We start from the raw sequence: 15,971 nt of genomic DNA, 5'->3' as shown, positions 1-15,971 counted from the left end.
AGTTGAAGAAGGATTAGCTAAGCTAGACAAGGCCATTGGCACGCTAGTTTAAGCAGACAGCCGAGAAACGGCTATTTGATACTCTCTCGGATTTGGATGTTCCGAGAGAGTTTGCGTCAGGAGGGATTATTGATGCTTGTTGTTCGTCCTATCACTATGTCTGACTACGATGCGCTGCACACTTGTGCCGTAGAGTCAGGTCACGGTTTTACTTCTCTTCCCGTTAATGAAGAGCTACTGACAAACCGAATTACCCACTCTGAATACAGCTTTGCTAAGCAAGATGTCACAGCACCTACCGACGAAGGTTATCTAATGGTTGGCTATGACACCGAAACCGGCGAAGTGGCAGGGACGACGGGTATTGAAGGTGCAATTGGTTGGGATGTTCCTTTCTATTCTTATCACATCAGCACCGTGGTGCATTCATCACCGAAGCTGAATGTAAATAACGTGGTGAAGCTACTGACGTTTGGTAATAACTACACGGGCTGTAGCGAGATCTGTACCTTGTTCTTACGTCCAGAGTTTCGTGGTGGTCTGAATGGTCGCCTGATGTCGAAAAGCCGTTTCTTGATGATGGCGGAGCACCCCGAACGTTTCTCAAAGACTATTTTTGCTGAGATGCGCGGCGTCTCGGATGCAGAGGGCAACTCTCCGTTTTGGAAATGGCTTCAAGAGCACTTTTTCTCTATCGACTTTACTTTAGCCGACTATCTAACCGGTATTGGTAAGAAAGGCTTTATCGCTGATTTGATGCCGAAGCTACCGATTTACATCAATCTATTGAGTAAAGAGGCTCAAGAGGTTATCGGTCAGGTGCATGAGAATACGCGCCCAGCATTAAAACTGCTTGAGAACGAAGGGTTTACCTGTCGTAACTATGTCGACATTTTCGATGCAGGTCCAACGGTGGAATGCGATCTTCGTAATATCCAAGCGGTACGAGACTCATTCCGTGCCAAGGTATCGGTCTCTGAACACACCAGTTCACAAGACTACTTGATTGCTAATACTTCTTTTGAGCACTTCCGTGCGACGGCGGCGAAAGCGGCGTTTGACGCTGAGTCTGGAACCGTATTGCTTTCTCCAGAGACTGCGGATGCACTGAATGTTGCTGATGGCGACATGGTTCGCATGCTGGCTCAATAATCAACGTTACTCGCCTCTACAAGCAATAAGATGGCCGCTCACAGCGGCCACATTTAAAAGACCAAAGGAATTTCACTATGTCTCAACAAACTCAATGGATCTCGGCAACTGGGTAGCGGGTCTCGGTGACGCATTTCAGTCACTGTCACCCTACGACAATAATATTATCTGGGAAGGCCAATCAGCGACGCCTGAGCAGGTCGAGCTGGCGGTGTCTTCTGCTCGTAAAGCGTTTGTTGAGTGGAAAAAAAGACCGTTCGCGGAACGTGAGGCTATTGTGCTGGCGTTTGCCGACAAGGTCAAAGAGCGTAGTGAAGAGATTGCCATTGCGATTGCCAAAGAAACCGGTAAGCCGTTATGGGAGACCCGCACAGAAGCTGGCGCAATGGCAGGCAAGATTGCCATTTCGATTCGCGCCTACCACCAACGTACAGGTGAGAGCCAACGCGAAGCGGCTGGCAACCAAATTGTCCTCCGTCACAGGCCCCTTGGTGTTATGGCCGTGTTTGGTCCTTATAACTTCCCTGGTCACTTACCGAATGGTCATATCGTACCAGCCTTATTGGCAGGGAACACGGTCGTCTTTAAGCCTTCAGAGCAAACCCCGCTAGTGGGTGAAATCGCGATGAAAATTTGGGAAGAAGTGGGACTGCCTGCTGGTGTCATTAACCTGGTTCAAGGGGGTAAAGAAACCGGTATTGCTCTTGCTGATTCAAAGGGTATCGATGGCGTGTTGTTTACGGGTAGTGCTAACACAGGTCATATTCTTCATCGTCAATTTGCGGGTCAACCTGGCAAGATGCTGGCGCTTGAGATGGGGGTAACAACCCACTTGTTGTCAGTGAAGCATTTGGTGATGTGGATGCAGCGGTGTACACCATTTTGCAATCGGCCTACATCAGTGCCGGACAGCGTTGTACCTGCGCACGACGCTTTATGTGCCATTTGGTGAAAAAGGTGATCAGTTAGTAGAAAGCCTAGTGTCAGCCATTAATAAGATCCGCATTGATGAGCCGTTTGCAGAGCCTGCGCCATTTATGGGGCCGCAGATCTCAGAGCAGGCTGCTGACCATATTATTGCTGCACAAGCTGAACTGGTGAAGCTAGGCGGTAAGAGCTTAGTCGAAGCAAAACGCCTGAATGCGGCGTTCGTAACCCCAGCACTGCTCGATGCGACAGACATCGCTGAACTGCCTGATGAAGAGTACTTTGGGCCGCTGCTGCAACTGGTGCGCTACGAGACCCTAGAGCAAGCGGTTGAGCTGGCAAATGATACTCGATTTGGTTTGTCGGCAGGGCTTATCTCAGAGCGTGATGAGGAGTGGCAGTATTTCACAGACCACATCCGAGCAGGTATTGTAAACCGTAACCGTCAGCTCACAGGTGCGAGCGGTGATGCACCATTTGGTGGTCCGGGCGCTTCTGGCAACCTTCGTCCAAGTGCATTCTACGCAGCGGATTACTGCGCTTACCCTATGGCATCAATGGAAGGCGATAATACCGTTCTTCCTGCGACCTTGAGCCCAGGCATCGAACTATAAGGAGTGGGTTATGACTGTTGACGCATTATTTGACCATTTGTGGCAAGACTACATTACTCGCTTATGTCCTTCAGCTCACAAGGTTCATGACTTATTGAGAGAAGATGAGTCGCTCATTAATGATCATATTGCACTGAGAACCTTTAATGTCGCACCGCTGGGTATCGACACGCTGGCTAAGCCGTTTCTAGATCTTGGTTACGAGGTGAGTGGTCATTACGACTTTGAAGCCAAAAAGCTGACCGCGATACACCTAGAACATAGCAATGCTTTGCTTCCTAAGGTGTTTATCAGCGAATTACGAGTGGAAGAGTGCTCTCCAGCGCTACAAGATATCGTGGCTAAGCTAGTGGCGCAGGTGGACAGCGCTAAACTTTCCTCTGCTGAGTTCTTATATGGCGGCCGCTTGTGGGATCTGAGCTATCAAGACTTCCAAACGCTGGCGCAAGAAAGCGAGTATGCTTCATGGCTTGCCGCTCACGGTTACGGCGCGAATCACTTTACAGTGAGTGTGAATCAGCTTGATCGCTTTGCCGAAGTGGTTGAGGTCAATCAGCATCTTCGTGATGCTGGGTTTGCAATTAATGAATCGGGTGGCGAGGTAAAAGGCTCTCCAGAGGTTCTTTTGGAGCAATCCTCGACCATGGCAGATAAAGTGTCCGTGGCATTTACCGATGGTGACCAGGTGATTCCTGGCGGCTTCTATGAGTTTGCTAAGCGCTACCAGTTAGCCGATGGCAGTTACTATCAAGGCTTTGTTGCCGCATCGGCGGACAAAATTTTTGAGAGTACACATCAATAACCTCAAAAATAAAAGCCCTAACAACAAAAAAGCCACCCGAAGGTGGCTTTTCAAATCTTGCGACGTGCTCTTAGCGAGTACCGTAAACCACGATAGTTTTACCGTGTGCAGAAATTAGGTTCTGCTCTTCTAGCATCTTAAGAATACGACCTACTGTCTCACGAGAACAACCAACGATTTGGCCAATCTCTTGACGAGTGATCTTGATTTGCATGCCGTCTGGGTGAGTCATTGCATCTGGTTGTTTCGCTAGGTTTAGTAGCGTCTGTGCAATACGACCCGTTACGTCTAGGAACGCTAGGTCACCTACTTTTTGGCTAGTCACTTGTAGACGACTTGCCATCTGAGCAGATAAGCGCATTAGAATGTCTGGGTTAACTTGGATAAGCTGACGGAACTTCTTGAATGAGATTTCCGCAACTTCACAAGGTGATTTTGCTCGTACCCATGCTGTACGTTCTTGGTCTTCTTCGAACAGGCCTAGTTCACCAATGAAGTCACCTTGGTTAAGGTAAGACAAGATCATCTCTTTGCCTTCTTCATCTTTGATAAGTACCGCTACAGAACCTTTTACGATGTAGTAAAGCGTCTCTGCTTTCTCGCCCGCGTGGATAAGCGTGCTCTTCGATGGATACTTGTGAATGTGGCAGTGTGAAAGGAACCACTCTAACGTTGGGTCGGTTTGAGGTTTACCTAGAACCATATATCTTACTTCCTCTGCAGGGTATGCTTGCTGCTTTCCATATTTGTTAGCAAGCCCGTTTGTTAAGACTTACTAGCATAAAAGCACTTTGAAGATGGCGCAAGCGATCTTCTGTTTCAAAGAAATAGTATCCTTTTTTGCGCCACTTTTCTTGATTTTAATCGTGTCATAAGCCCATTTATCTATACAAAACTGTGCACATGATCACGGTATAAAAAATCATCGAGATTCGGCTCACAAAACCTAACCTATTTTGCCGGTTTCTATGAGCTGCTGAAGTATTGGTCTGGCGATTAGTTCCATCGCAAAACTCATCTTTCCTCCGGGCACGACAATGGTGTTGTGACGGGACATAAATGAGCCATCAATCATGGCCAATAGATACGGAAAATCGACGTTCTTGATGCCACGTAGGCGAATTACCACAAAGCTCTCATCCAAGCTAGGGATGCCTTTGGCGTTGAGCGGGTTTGAGGTATCGACGGTGGGTACACGTTGGAAATTGATGTGAGTGCGCGAAAACTGCGGCGTGATGTAACTTAAATAGTCGTCCATTGAACGAACAATCGAATCGGTGACCGCCTCTCTCGAGTGGCCGCGATCGCGGGTATCTCGGACGAACTTTTGAATCCATTCTAGGTTAACGATGGGAACCATGCCGATGAGGAGGTCTACGTGCTGTGCTGCGTTTACATCACCGTCGACGACACCGCCATGCAGACCCTCGTAAAACAGCACATCACTATTTTCTGGGAGGTCTTGCCATGGGGTAAAGGTGCCCGGCATTTGATTATAAGGGACTGCCTCATCGAAGGTGTGCAGGTAGCGGCGAAATTGCCCCGTACCATTTTGCCCATAGTTGCGAAAAAACTCTTCAAGGGCAGGGAAATCGTTAGCTTGAGGGCCAAAGTAGCTGATGTGTTTACCTTGCTCTTTGGCTTTGCGGATCTCGATATCCATCTCTGGCGAGTAAAACGGTGAAAGCTGTCACCTTCAATAAAAGCCGGTTTGACGCTCATCATGTTGAACATCTTGCGAAATGCTTCTGACGTTGTGGTGGTTCCAGCTCCAGAGGAGCCCGTTACAGCAATGATCGGGTGTTTTGCTGACATAACACTTCCTGTGTATTTGTAATTGTCGTTATAAATTTGCTAACTCACATAAGGAGTTAGACCTTGTAGGCCAATTTCAGTTCAATAGCCTTTCAATATAGCAGCTACCTCGGCAGCTACCGAAAAATTACAGCGAGCGGCGAGATTTAATGTCGACGGTTTCGTGCAGTTCAGAGAACACGATGACGGCTTCACCGCTTTCGAGTTGGCTGCGAACATGGCGAACCTTGTCATCCAGCGACACTTCCGACTCACCATAGTCGGTGCCTTCGCGCAGCACGAACTCTTTAATAAGGTTATCCAGCGTATCTGCGTCAATTTGTTGCCATGGGATGATCATAAATACCTCTCAATTCTATGACCGCAGGATTATACCACTGCTGATTCACAAAGGGAGCTATCGCGGTTTTTAGCTAGTCAATAAAGTGCTGGTAGTAGCTTGGTAGGCTCTCTTCTAACCAAAAGCGCGGGCGTCGCAAACTCCCCGTCATGAACCCCACGTGACCACCGCGGTCAAGCAGTTGGTAATGGATATGGCTTGGGAGGCTAAAGGTTGGAATGACCTCGTGTGTCATAAAGGGGTCATCCTTGGCATGAATAAATCGAGTCGGTACCGTGATCTCTCGTAGGCGAGGCAGTCCAGAGCAGCGCTGATAATAGTCATCAGCGTTTTTGAATCCATGCAGCGGAGCAGTGATTAAGTCATCGAACTCGTACAGCTTTTTCATGTTTTTAATGCGATCTTCTGTCAGTCCGAGTACTTCGCTTAGCAGATGAAGTTTGTTGAGCGCGTTCTTTTTCATTGAACTGAGCAGATAAGAGCGATAGACCTTAGAGAAGCCTTGCTCAATACGTCTGGCACATGCTGCCAAGTCGAGCGGCGCAGAGATGACAGTTGCGCCATCGAGCTTAGTATCATCGCCGTAGTGAGCGAGATAGTTGGTCAGCATATTGCCGCCAAGAGAAATGCCTACGGCAACCTTTTTACTGTTTGGGTAACGATGATCCAAAAGCTCGATGAACTGTCTCGCGTCACCAATTTCACCAGAATGGTAAGCTCTGGCCAGTCGATTTGGGTTGGGTCCACAGCCGCGAAAATGCATCATGACCGACAGCCAGCCTTGCTTTGCGAACGCGTGCATCAGACCGTTGGCATAGGGGCTGTAAAAACAGCCTTCTAAGCCATGGAACAGAATAAACACGGGCTTGCCTTGGGCACTTTTTCCATGGGGATCTTCACTCCATGCCAGCTCGACAAAATCCCCATCCGGGGTATCGAGCGTTTCCCAAATAGGCTCAAACAGCGCTTTGCGGCGCACAAAGCGTGGGATAAGCGTTTGGATGTGTGGATTGGCGAGCCCTTTGGCGGCGATAAAGTGTGTGCTGCTCATAACGTAAATTCACTGAGGGGGTTGGATTGTAGTAATGTTTTCAAAGTATCTACGCCTAATTGTAGCTGCTCGATCGTTTGTGGCGAGCTCAGCGACAAGCGCACCGCAGGCGCGACTGAACCGCCAGGTGGTGCAAACAGCTCGCCCGATTTGACGATAACCCCTTGCTCTGCCGCTCTGCTAACGAATTCACTCAATCGCCAGTGCTCAGGCAGGGTTAGCCAGACGTGAAAACCGCCTTGCTGATAACGAAGGTCAAACTCGCCTAGAGTGTCTACCGCGATGGCTATACGCTTTTTCATTTCGTTATGGATGATGGTGAGGTTACGCTCGGCATCGCCTGAGGTCAGCATCTCACAGGTTAGGGCAGTGAGCAGCGGGCTTATCATCCAGCTGTGGTTTTGCAGTGTCATTACTAGGTGTTGATGAAGCTTTTCTGGAGCGCTCATATAACCCACCCGAAGACCCGGAGCGAGACATTTTGAGAAAGCACCGATATGGATAACCCGCTCAGGCGCGAAGTTCACCATAGGTGCTGGCGCTTGTTCGAGCAGCAGACTGTTGATCTCATCTTCAATCACGTAGACATCATGGGCCTCACAGATACGCAGGATATCGCGACGGCGCTCTTCGGGCATAATAGCGGTGGTTGGGTTTTGCAGCGTAGGCGTTAAGTAAATAAATCGCGGCGAGTAGCGCTGGCAGCATACCTCTAACGACTCTGGTGTAATACCAAACTCATCCATATCCACGCCTTTGAGCGTCAACTGATTCTGACGTGCCAAGCTAATCACACCCGGGTAGGTGTACTTTTCTACCAAGAGGGTATCGCCCGCACGAGTGAAGGTGTCGAGCACCATCTGAATCGCATGCTGAGCGCCTGAACTAAACAGCATCCTATGTGCGGGTAATTTGATGCCTTTGTCATTGAGCCAATTAGCGACAATGTTGCGGTGTGCATCCAGTCCAGCGGGTGGCTGATAGAGCATCAATTGGTTGAGGTGCGAGTTCGAGTTTGAGATGCGCTGCATGGCTTGTTTCAGCATATCGCTTCTATCGAGCAGGGGTGGAATGTTATAGCCAAAGTTCATTTCGCCTTGCGCCAACGTGCTTTGCTCGAACACCCAGCTTGGTTTATTGGTATCGGACACATAGGTGCCCGCGCCGACTTTTGCTTCTACTAAGCCTCTTCGTTCTACCTCCGCATAGGCTCGGGTAATCGTGCCTACCGTGACACCAAGCTTATCTGCCAGCCAGCGGTGAGTGGGCAGCTTACTGTTTGCTTTGAGATCGCCCTCTTCGATCATGGTGGCGATCTGATCGGCGATCTGTTTGTAGATCGGCGCTGGATCTTGCTTAAATACGGTTATTGTCTCGATTGTCATGGTGACAATAAATCCTTTGCGTCTATTTAATGGCTTTGTTAGGGTTATTTTGTGCTTGCGTTAACAATAAATCAACGTATTTATGAAAATTGTACCGATGCAATTTTCATTGTAGAGGGAGAAGTGGGATGGATGGGTCATTTTTGCTATCAGTGGCACTGTTTGCCGTGGTCATGACGGGGACGCCAGGTCCTAATAACGTCATGCTAACAGCGTCGGGTGCTAATTTTGGCTATGTTAGATCGATCCCGCACTTTCTTGGGATTGGTCTCGGCCTGATCAGCTTGATCTTATTGAATGGTGCTGGTCTTGGCGTGATCTTCCAGACTTATCCTATGGTTCAGGAAGTGCTCAAATGGCTGGGCAGCGCCTATTTGCTGTATTTGGCCTGGCGAATTCTGACTGCGGGGATCAACAAGGGAGAGTCCGATAGCAAAGCCAAACCGATGAGCTGCTTTGAAGCTATGACATTTCAATACCTGAACCCTAAAGCTTGGGTGATGTCGGTCACTGCCGTGAGTTCGTTTGCATTGAGCGGTGACTACTACTGGTGGTCGCTGGTGGGGATATCGGTGATCTTTTTGCTGGTTCAGATACAAACGTCGTCGGTATGGGTTGGCTTTGGCACCTTTATTCGCCGCTGGCTGGCCACACCGACTGCATGGCGCCGCTTTAACTCCAGTATGGCACTGCTTACTGCGTCATGTGTGCTGTTTATTTGGTAGCGAGTTCGCTGACGGGTTTGGCGAAGACAAGCCTAGATGCTCAGCGCCAAGTTGGCGACAGTAGCCGAGTACGAGTGCTTCACCTTGTTGCGGACTGAGCGTTAACGCATTAATGCAATCAACAAGGTCAGATTGCTGCTGCTTCTCAAGGCTAAGTTCAAACTCAAGCGCTTCACGATAGAGACTATCAACCACACTGTGCTTGAGTTGGCGGCGAATATCACGAAATTGATGCAGCAGTTTTTCCGTGCGACCGAGACAGGATTGAACATGATGCCAATCCTCGGCATTGAAGCGAAGTGCCTGTTCGTCCAGACACTTCAGTAGCAACAGCAGATTGACGTTGCCGTGGTAGTGATTTTGCAGATTTAAGCACGCCTCTTTTACCTCACGCACCCCGTAGTATTGCAGCTGAACTGCCATAGGTGATCAAAAGTGAGATTTGAAGATGCGTGCTCGCGGGTCATGACTGATTGAATTCCTGTTCCATCTGCTCAAGAACTTCTTGCTGCGCCATCCAGTCCATTTCGACTTCTTCAAGTTCGGATTTGCTGGAGGCTTGCTTGGCAAGTACTTCATTAAGTTTAGCTTTATTTTCCGCATCATACAGAGAAGTATCAGACAATTGCTCCTCTGCCTCAGCGATGAGGGCGGATAACTTATCCATTTTTTCTTCAAGCTTTGTCAGTGTTTTGCGAATTGGCGCGGTTTGCTTACGAAACTCGGCGTCTTTGCGTTTTTGCTCTTTCTTAGCGGCTGCACTGTTGTTTGAGGTTTTGTCTGGCTCATTGGCTTGAGCCTCTTTACGCTCAATCTTCTGTTGCTCTGTCAGCCACTTATAGTAGTCCACCAAGTCGCCATTAAATGGCGCTACCTGACGATCGTGCACTAGGTATAGGTCATCGGTGGTGGCGCGCAGTAGGTAGCGATCGTGACTGACGATGACCATGGCGCCTTCAAAGGTTTGCAGAGCAAGCGTTAAGGCTTGACGCATGTCCAGATCAAGGTGGTTGGTCGGTTCATCGAGCAGTAATAGGTTTGGTTTTTGCCACACGACAAGCGCTAGTACCAGTCTGGCTTTCTCACCACCGGAGAACGGCGCGACTTTTTCAAGCGCTTTATCCCCTGGAAGCCAAAGCTACCTAAGTAATCACGAAGCTGCTGCTCTGTGTGCTGCGGTGCGATTTGCATCATGTGCTGCAGCGGTGTCTCTTCTGGGTGCAGGGTTTCAAGTTGGTGCTGGGCAAAGTAACCAATCTTAACGCCTTGAGAGTAATTAAGATCGCCCCCTTTGGCACCAAGCTCGCCTGATAGCAATTTGATCAGCGTGGATTTACCAGCGCCGTTACGACCCAACAGACCAATGCGGCTACCCGGAACTAGGTTTAGACGGATCTTTTCAAGAATGATGTTGTCATCGTAACCCGCCGAAACGTCATCCATCATGATGATTGGATTTGGCAGTGCCGCAGGCTCTCTGAACTCGAAGCTAAATGGGTTATCAAATTGAGCTGGCAGCACTTTCTCCATACGTTCAAGCGCTTTGATACGGCTTTGCGCTTGGCGTGCTTTTGATGCTTTGTAACGGAAGCGGTCAATGTACTTCTGCATATGCGACATCTGCTTTTGCTGCTTCTGGTATTGAGCTTGTTGCAAGATGAGCTTTTGCGCGCGCTGCTCTTCAAATGAGGAATAGTTACCCGTGTACTCGTTCAGCAGTTGATTCTCGATATGGATGATGCGGCCAACGATTGGATCGAGGAAATCTCGGTCGTGCGAGATCAAGACAAGTGTGCCAGGGTAGCTTTGCAGCCAGCGCTCAAGCCACATGACGGCATCCAAGTCCAAGTGGTTGGTCGGCTCATCGAGCAGCAGCAGATCTGAGCGGCACAGTAGCGCCTGCGCGAGGTTAAGGCGCATACGCCAACCACCCGAGAACTGGGTCAGATTCCACGTCATCTGCTCTTGGCTAAAACCAAGACCATCAAGAAGCTCCGCCGCGCGAGCACGAATGCTGTAGCCGCCAATGACTTCGATTTTGCCATGCAGCTCTGCAACTAGGGTGCCGTTGTCTTTCTGCTCTGCGTCTACCAGCTTTTGTTCCAGTGCGCGAAACTCACGATCGCCATCAATCACGTATTCAATAGCGGTGCGTTCTAACGCAGGGGTTTCCTGTGCGACCCAAGCGAGCTCCCAATGGGATGGCTGGCTAAATGAGCCTGCATCAATGGATAGCTCGTCTTTGAGCAGCGCAAACAAAGTGGATTTGCCACAACCGTTTTTGCCGACGAGACCCACTTTGTCACCAGGGTGAATGGTGGCTGAGGCTTGGTCGAGCAGTGGTTTACCGCCGCGAAGCAATTGAATATCAGAGAAGGTGATCATAAGGAAACAACTAGCTAGTGATTGAAATTTCGACCCACGAATACTATGAGGAAAGCAGTGAAATGTCGATCATTATCCCTTGTGAGAAGGCATAAATAGCAAGGTAATCAGGGGCAAACTAACCTGCACGAACGATGAAGTTTGGTATATGATGGAACAAACTGATAACAAAAACAGAATGATTTCAATAACAATCATCACTGTCTACCCTTAAAGATTAGGGTAAACAATAGTGACTGACTCTTGCTGTTGCTAGCGAGCAGTTTACGAAGCCGTAAGTATGGAGATGGTTTTCAAGGAATGACGTCAGAATTACAACACTCAAACCAATCCCCAAAAGTTCTGGTGATCTATGCGCACCCAGAGCCGCAAAACTCCATCGCCAACCAGGTGATGCTCAAAAAAATCCAATCCTTGGATAATGTCACCCTGCGCGACTTGTATGCCCTGTATCCCGACTTCTTTATTGACGTCAATGCTGAGCATCAGCTGCTACTCGAGCACGATGTGATTGTGTTTCAGCATCCACTTTATATGTATTCCTGCCCATCGCTGCTCAAAGAGTGGATTGACCGAGTATTGGGCAAAGGTTTTGCGTTTGGTGATGACTGTGCCTTGGAAGGCAAGTATTGGCGCAGCGTGATCACCACAGGAGGTAAAGAGTCGGCCTTTAGCCAGTCTGGTTATAACAAGTATCCACTTGAGCAGATATTGCAGCCGTTTGAGCTCAGCGCTGCCTTGTGCAAAATGCATTGGATGGAGCCTTTGGTTCTCTACTGGTCTCGCCGCGTGGATGATATGGATCGCTATCAGCATGCCGAGCTTTATAGGCAGTGGTTAATGCACCCCTTCGATGAGTCTTTGTTGATGTCGTCGCTTACGACAAAGGAGGCGGCCGATGGCAATGGCGAATGATTTCCTACAGAGTGGTGTGATATTTCTCTCTGCTGCGGTGGTGGCCGTGCCAATTGCTCAGCGCTTTGGCCTTGGTAGTGTGCTTGGCTATTTGTTGGCGGGCGTAGCGATTGGTCCTTGGGGGTTAGGTCTTATCAGTGATGTCGATGAGATCCTTCATTTCTCCGAATTTGGCGTCGTGCTGCTACTGTTCTTAATTGGTCTCGAGCTAAACCCCAAAAAGCTTTGGCAAATGCGAGTGCCGATACTGGGTCTCGGTGGGGCGCAGGTATTAGTGACCACTTTGGTGTTATCGGCCATCGCCTCACTGTTTGGTCTGACTTGGCAGACAAGCCTTGCCATCGGGATGGCTTTGGCGCTCTCCTCTACCGCGATTGCATTGCGAGTGATAGAAGAGCAAGGATTGGCGGGTGGAGAAACAGGGCAATCGGGTTTTGCGGTGTTGCTGTTTCAGGACATCGCCGTGATCCCTATGTTGGCGCTGCTTCCCGTACTGGCGGGCAACACCGCAGGTAACTGGGGTGACATCCTGTGGATGCTTGCTGGCGTACTTGGACTACTCATCGGTGGCCACTATTTAATTCGACCACTATTTCGCTATGTTGTGATGAGCGGTGTGCGAGAACTGTTCACGGTGGCGGCGCTACTACTGGTGATCGGTATTGCGGCTTTTATGCAAAAGCTGGGTCTATCGATGGCACTCGGCACCTTCTTGGCAGGAGTACTCTTAGCGAAAGTGAATATCGCCATGAGCTGGAGATAGCCATTGAACCGTTTAAAGGTCTATTGCTTGGTTTGTTCTTTATTGCGGTAGGGATGGCGGTTAATTTAGGGCTTTTGGTCTCCGAGCCATTTAAGGTACTGCTGGCTGTGGTGTCGCTGGTGGTTATCAAAGGCTTGATACTGTATGTGTTGGCGCGCTATTTGGTATTCGCCCGAAAGCGCGCAGTAAGATGGCGGCGATATTGAGCAAGGTGGTGAGTTTGCGTTCGTTATATTTACCGCCGCAAGCGCGCAGGGTTTGCTACCTGCTGAAGAGTCCGCTTTCCTATTGGTGGTGGTGAGCTTGTCCATGGTGACGACGCCACTGTTATTGATGGCGCAGAAAAAGTGGTTTGAAAAATCTCTGAACCAAGAGCAAGAAACCACGATTAAAACCGACGTCGAAGACAGGCAACCACGGGTCATTATTGCCGGCTTTGGCCGCTTCGGACAAATTGTTGGCCGTTTGATGTACGCCAATAAGGTCAAAATCACCGTATTAGAGAGTGACGCGAGCCAAATTCATCTACTGCGAAAGTATGGTTACAAGGTGTTTTATGGTGATGCCACTCAGCTTGATCTATTGAGAGCGGCAGGAGCTCACAAAGCAGAAGCCATCATTGTCTGTACCGACTCGCCTGAAGAGATCATGGAAGTGGTGGATATGTGCCACAAGCATTTTCCGTCACTCAAGGTATTGGCACGTGCTCGAAGCCGTGTGGAAGCCTATCAGTTAATGAACCATGGTGTGGAACGTTATTCACGAGAGACCTTTCTAGGGGCGCTTGACCTAGGTCGTCAAGCCTTATTGAACTGGGTTTTCACCCTTATGAGGCCAAACGCGCAGAAGCGCACTTTAAAAAGTTGGATAATGCCATGCTCAAGGAGCTGTTGCCGCAGCACAATGAAGATAAACAGCTGGCGCAGCGCTCAAAAGAAGCTCGAAAAGAGCTCGAAGAGATCTTTGGCCGTGAAATGGAAAAAGACCGCCAGTCTCGAAATTTTTGGGATTAGGCAAGTAAGGTCATCTGGATAGTAGGAAGTAACATGAGCAGTACCAAGAAACGTTTTATCGCAGGGGCAAGCTGCCCGAAATGTTCTACGCAAGACAGTTTACGCTGGTGGATAGAGAACAATGTGGAATGGGTGGAGTGTGTGGATTGCGAGTTCACCGAGCAGCGAACCCCAAAGGCTGTAGAAAAATCTGAGCGAGGTGATGAAGAATTAATCGGTATTTTTAAGCCAGAATGATTGAGTTTCTATTTTCTATCCCCATAATATGCTCACACGCCGCCTAATGGCGGCATTGTTTAAATAAGGCTGGGTGGTTCTCGTAACCGTGCAGTCTTAGTGCCAATCCTTTGGAGTATCCATGAAAATTGCTAAGAACGCAGTAGTAAGCCTAGCGTACCAAGTAAAAACTGAAGACGGTGTGGTTGTTGATCAATCAACAGTAGACGCGCCTCTAGATTACCTACACGGCCACAACAACCTTATCACTGGCCTAGAAAAGGAACTTGAAGGCAAAGAAGCGGGCGACAAGTTCACTGCAACTGTTTCTCCAGAAGATGCGTACGGCGAGCACAATGACGCGCTAGTTCAGCGTGTGCCAGCAAACGTATTCCAAGGCGTTGACACAATTGAAGTAGGTATGCGTTTCCTAGCGGATACTGACCAAGGTCCAATCCCTGTAGAAGTTACAGAAGTGGATGGCGACGAAGTTGTGGTTGATGGTAACCACATGCTGGCTGGCCAAACACTCACGTTTGACGTTGAAGTGGTAGCACTTCGCGAAGCAACAGCAGAAGAGATCGAGCACGGTCACATTCACCAAGGTGGCGGTAGCTGCTGTGGTGGTGAAGGTCACGGTGAAGAAGGTGGCTGTTGTGGTGGCGAAGGCCACGGTGAGAAAAAAGAAGACGGTTGCTGCGGTGGCGGCGGTTGTGGTTCTCACTAATCACAAGCTTTTCAAAGGCCTCCCGTTGGGAGGCCTTTGTCGTTTATAGTACCTGCAAAAATATTCAAGAATAAGGAAGTGATGTATGACCCAGCCTTTTGCTATCGCGATTCACGGTGGTGCCGGGACGATTCTTAGAGCGCAGATGAGTGACGAGTTAAAGCAGCAGATACTCGATGCGTTAACCCAGTCAGTGAAAGCGGGTGCTGCGGTATTAGAAGCCGGTGGTGATGCTCTTGATGCGGCAGTGGCTGCTGTGCAGGTAATGGAGGATTCGCCGCACTTCAACGCTGGTAAAGGCTCAGTGTTGACTCACAACGAGATGGTCGAGATGGACGCCTCTGTGATGCACGGCGCTCAGCAAGACGCGGGTGCGGTGGCGGGTGTCAGACACATTAAAAACCCGATTGCGCTTGCGCGTGATGTGATGCGCGGCAGTGACCACGTGCTCTTGATTGGCGAAGGCGCCGAAAAGTTTGCTTTTGAGCAAGGCCATGAGTACACAGAACAAGATTACTTCTTCACTGAGCGACGCTATGAGCAGCTTCAATCGATGAAAGAAAAAGGGCTGTTTGCGCTATCAGAATCCAAATACCCCGATGATAAGAAATACGGCACGGTAGGTGCAGTCGCGCTGGATAAACAAGGCAACCTAGCCGCAGCCACCAGTACTGGCGGTGTGACCAACAAAAAATATGGCCGAGTCGGCGATACCGCCATCATAGGCGCGGGCACTTATGCAGAAAACAATAACGTCGCCGTATCAACCACAGGCATGGGCGAGTACTTTATCCGTAAAACTGTAGCTAGTGATGTCGCGGCGCGCATGCGTTACCTCAGAGAAGACGTACATACGGCCTCAGAAAACGTGATACAAGGCGAACTCAAACAGATGGGCGGAGAAGGCGGCCTTATCGCCATCGACGCAGCCGGCGACATTCACTTCGCAATGAACAGTTCAGGGATGTACCGTGCGTCGATTGATGCGGAAGGTACGCTCACCGTTAAGATATATGCGGATGAGTAATCGGCTTGTTAGCCCTAGATCCTAGGGCCAAGAACCAAGCAACCGTTCTTTAAAATTGCTTGCTTCTTATTCGCCCTTTCTGTAACATTTGCGCTCCTTAATTCTCGGTCTTTT

Annotated in this window: 12 protein-coding genes and 5 pseudogenes; 10 read left to right on the top strand and 7 right to left on the bottom strand. The window is 49.3% G+C overall.

Annotated elements, in window-relative coordinates:
* The first annotated feature begins 132 nt into the window (after positions 1 to 132).
* The 4 genes and pseudogenes from astA (at position 133) to TZ48_RS16695 (ending at position 3,495) form a co-directional block, all read left to right on the top strand.
* Positions 133 to 1,152: an arginine N-succinyltransferase gene (gene astA / locus TZ48_RS16705; RefSeq protein ID WP_112479997.1), complete on the top strand. Its 1,020-nt coding sequence runs from the start codon at positions 133 to 135 to the stop codon at positions 1,150 to 1,152.
* Positions 1,112 to 2,121, top strand: a pseudogene (locus TZ48_RS26390) (aldehyde dehydrogenase family protein). Before astA ends, TZ48_RS26390 begins: the two are co-directional and overlap by 41 nt.
* The gene (locus tag TZ48_RS26385; RefSeq protein WP_420822951.1) at positions 2,091 to 2,693 is read left to right on the top strand and encodes an aldehyde dehydrogenase family protein; all 603 of its coding nucleotides are present in this window, start codon (positions 2,091 to 2,093) and stop codon (positions 2,691 to 2,693) included. Before TZ48_RS26390 ends, TZ48_RS26385 begins: the two are co-directional and overlap by 31 nt.
* Before the next feature lie 10 nt (positions 2,694 to 2,703).
* The gene (locus TZ48_RS16695; protein WP_112479996.1) at positions 2,704 to 3,495 is read left to right on the top strand and encodes a DUF1338 domain-containing protein; all 792 of its coding nucleotides are present in this window, start codon (positions 2,704 to 2,706) and stop codon (positions 3,493 to 3,495) included.
* Between the two features lie 70 nt (positions 3,496 to 3,565).
* Here the strand turns inward: TZ48_RS16695 and crp are convergent, their stop codons facing one another.
* The 5 genes and pseudogenes from crp to TZ48_RS16670 form a co-directional block, all read right to left on the bottom strand.
* Positions 3,566 to 4,198 carry a cAMP-activated global transcriptional regulator CRP gene (gene crp / locus TZ48_RS16690; protein ID WP_004410522.1) on the bottom strand — a complete coding sequence of 211 codons (633 nt, stop codon included), beginning with the start codon at positions 4,196 to 4,198 and terminating at the stop codon, positions 3,566 to 3,568.
* Between the two features lie 243 nt (positions 4,199 to 4,441).
* Positions 4,442 to 5,310: pseudogene (locus TZ48_RS16685) on the bottom strand (phosphoribulokinase).
* 127 nt (positions 5,311 to 5,437) lie between these two features.
* The gene (locus TZ48_RS16680) at positions 5,438 to 5,650 is read right to left on the bottom strand and encodes a YheU family protein (protein ID WP_042477224.1); all 213 of its coding nucleotides are present in this window, start codon (positions 5,648 to 5,650) and stop codon (positions 5,438 to 5,440) included.
* 73 nt (positions 5,651 to 5,723) lie between these two features.
* On the bottom strand, positions 5,724 to 6,701 hold the full coding sequence (locus TZ48_RS16675; protein WP_112479995.1) for a hydrolase: 978 nt from the start codon (positions 6,699 to 6,701) through the stop codon (positions 5,724 to 5,726).
* Complete coding sequence (locus TZ48_RS16670; RefSeq protein ID WP_112479994.1) at positions 6,698 to 8,086, bottom strand: aminotransferase-like domain-containing protein; 1,389 nt, start codon at positions 8,084 to 8,086, stop codon at positions 6,698 to 6,700. Before TZ48_RS16670 ends, TZ48_RS16675 begins: the two co-directional genes overlap by 4 nt.
* Before the next feature lie 128 nt (positions 8,087 to 8,214).
* Here TZ48_RS16670 and TZ48_RS16665 point away from each other — a divergent pair, with 128 nt between their 5' ends.
* A complete protein-coding gene (locus TZ48_RS16665; RefSeq protein WP_112479993.1) occupies positions 8,215 to 8,811 on the top strand; it encodes a LysE family translocator in 597 nt (198 codons plus the stop codon).
* Here TZ48_RS16665 and TZ48_RS16660 read toward each other — a convergent pair.
* Positions 8,788 to 9,278, bottom strand: a pseudogene (locus tag TZ48_RS16660) (TIGR02444 family protein). The gene TZ48_RS16665 and the pseudogene TZ48_RS16660 sit on opposite strands and share 24 nt — an antisense overlap.
* Positions 9,275 to 11,196: pseudogene (locus TZ48_RS16655) on the bottom strand (ABC transporter ATP-binding protein). Before TZ48_RS16655 ends, TZ48_RS16660 begins: the two co-directional pseudogenes overlap by 4 nt.
* Positions 11,197 to 11,496: 300 nt before the next feature.
* On the opposite strand from TZ48_RS16655, the gene kefG reads away from it, so the two are divergent.
* The 5 genes and pseudogenes from kefG (at position 11,497) to TZ48_RS16630 (ending at position 15,857) form a co-directional block, all read left to right on the top strand.
* The gene (kefG, locus tag TZ48_RS16650; RefSeq protein WP_112479992.1) at positions 11,497 to 12,111 is read left to right on the top strand and encodes a glutathione-regulated potassium-efflux system ancillary protein KefG; all 615 of its coding nucleotides are present in this window, start codon (positions 11,497 to 11,499) and stop codon (positions 12,109 to 12,111) included.
* Positions 12,095 to 13,887: pseudogene (gene kefB, locus TZ48_RS16645) on the top strand (glutathione-regulated potassium-efflux system protein KefB). The gene kefG and the pseudogene kefB overlap by 17 nt, the downstream one beginning before the upstream one ends.
* A gap of 33 nt (positions 13,888 to 13,920) precedes the next feature.
* Positions 13,921 to 14,124, top strand: coding sequence for a YheV family putative zinc ribbon protein (locus TZ48_RS16640; protein WP_112461383.1), 204 nt, complete (start codon positions 13,921 to 13,923; stop codon positions 14,122 to 14,124).
* Positions 14,125 to 14,245: 121 nt separating this feature from the next.
* Positions 14,246 to 14,830 (top strand): peptidylprolyl isomerase, encoded by a 585-nt coding sequence (gene slyD, locus TZ48_RS16635; protein WP_042502729.1) that lies wholly within the window; start codon positions 14,246 to 14,248, stop codon positions 14,828 to 14,830.
* 85 nt (positions 14,831 to 14,915) lie between these two features.
* Positions 14,916 to 15,857, top strand: coding sequence for an isoaspartyl peptidase/L-asparaginase family protein (locus TZ48_RS16630; RefSeq protein WP_112479991.1), 942 nt, complete (start codon positions 14,916 to 14,918; stop codon positions 15,855 to 15,857).
* Positions 15,858 to 15,971 lie beyond the last annotated feature (114 nt).

The organism is Vibrio variabilis (assembly GCF_003263785.1).
GTDB classification, from domain to species: Bacteria; Pseudomonadota; Gammaproteobacteria; order Enterobacterales; family Vibrionaceae; genus Vibrio; species Vibrio variabilis.
This window is presented reverse-complemented; position numbering and strand designations above follow the sequence as displayed.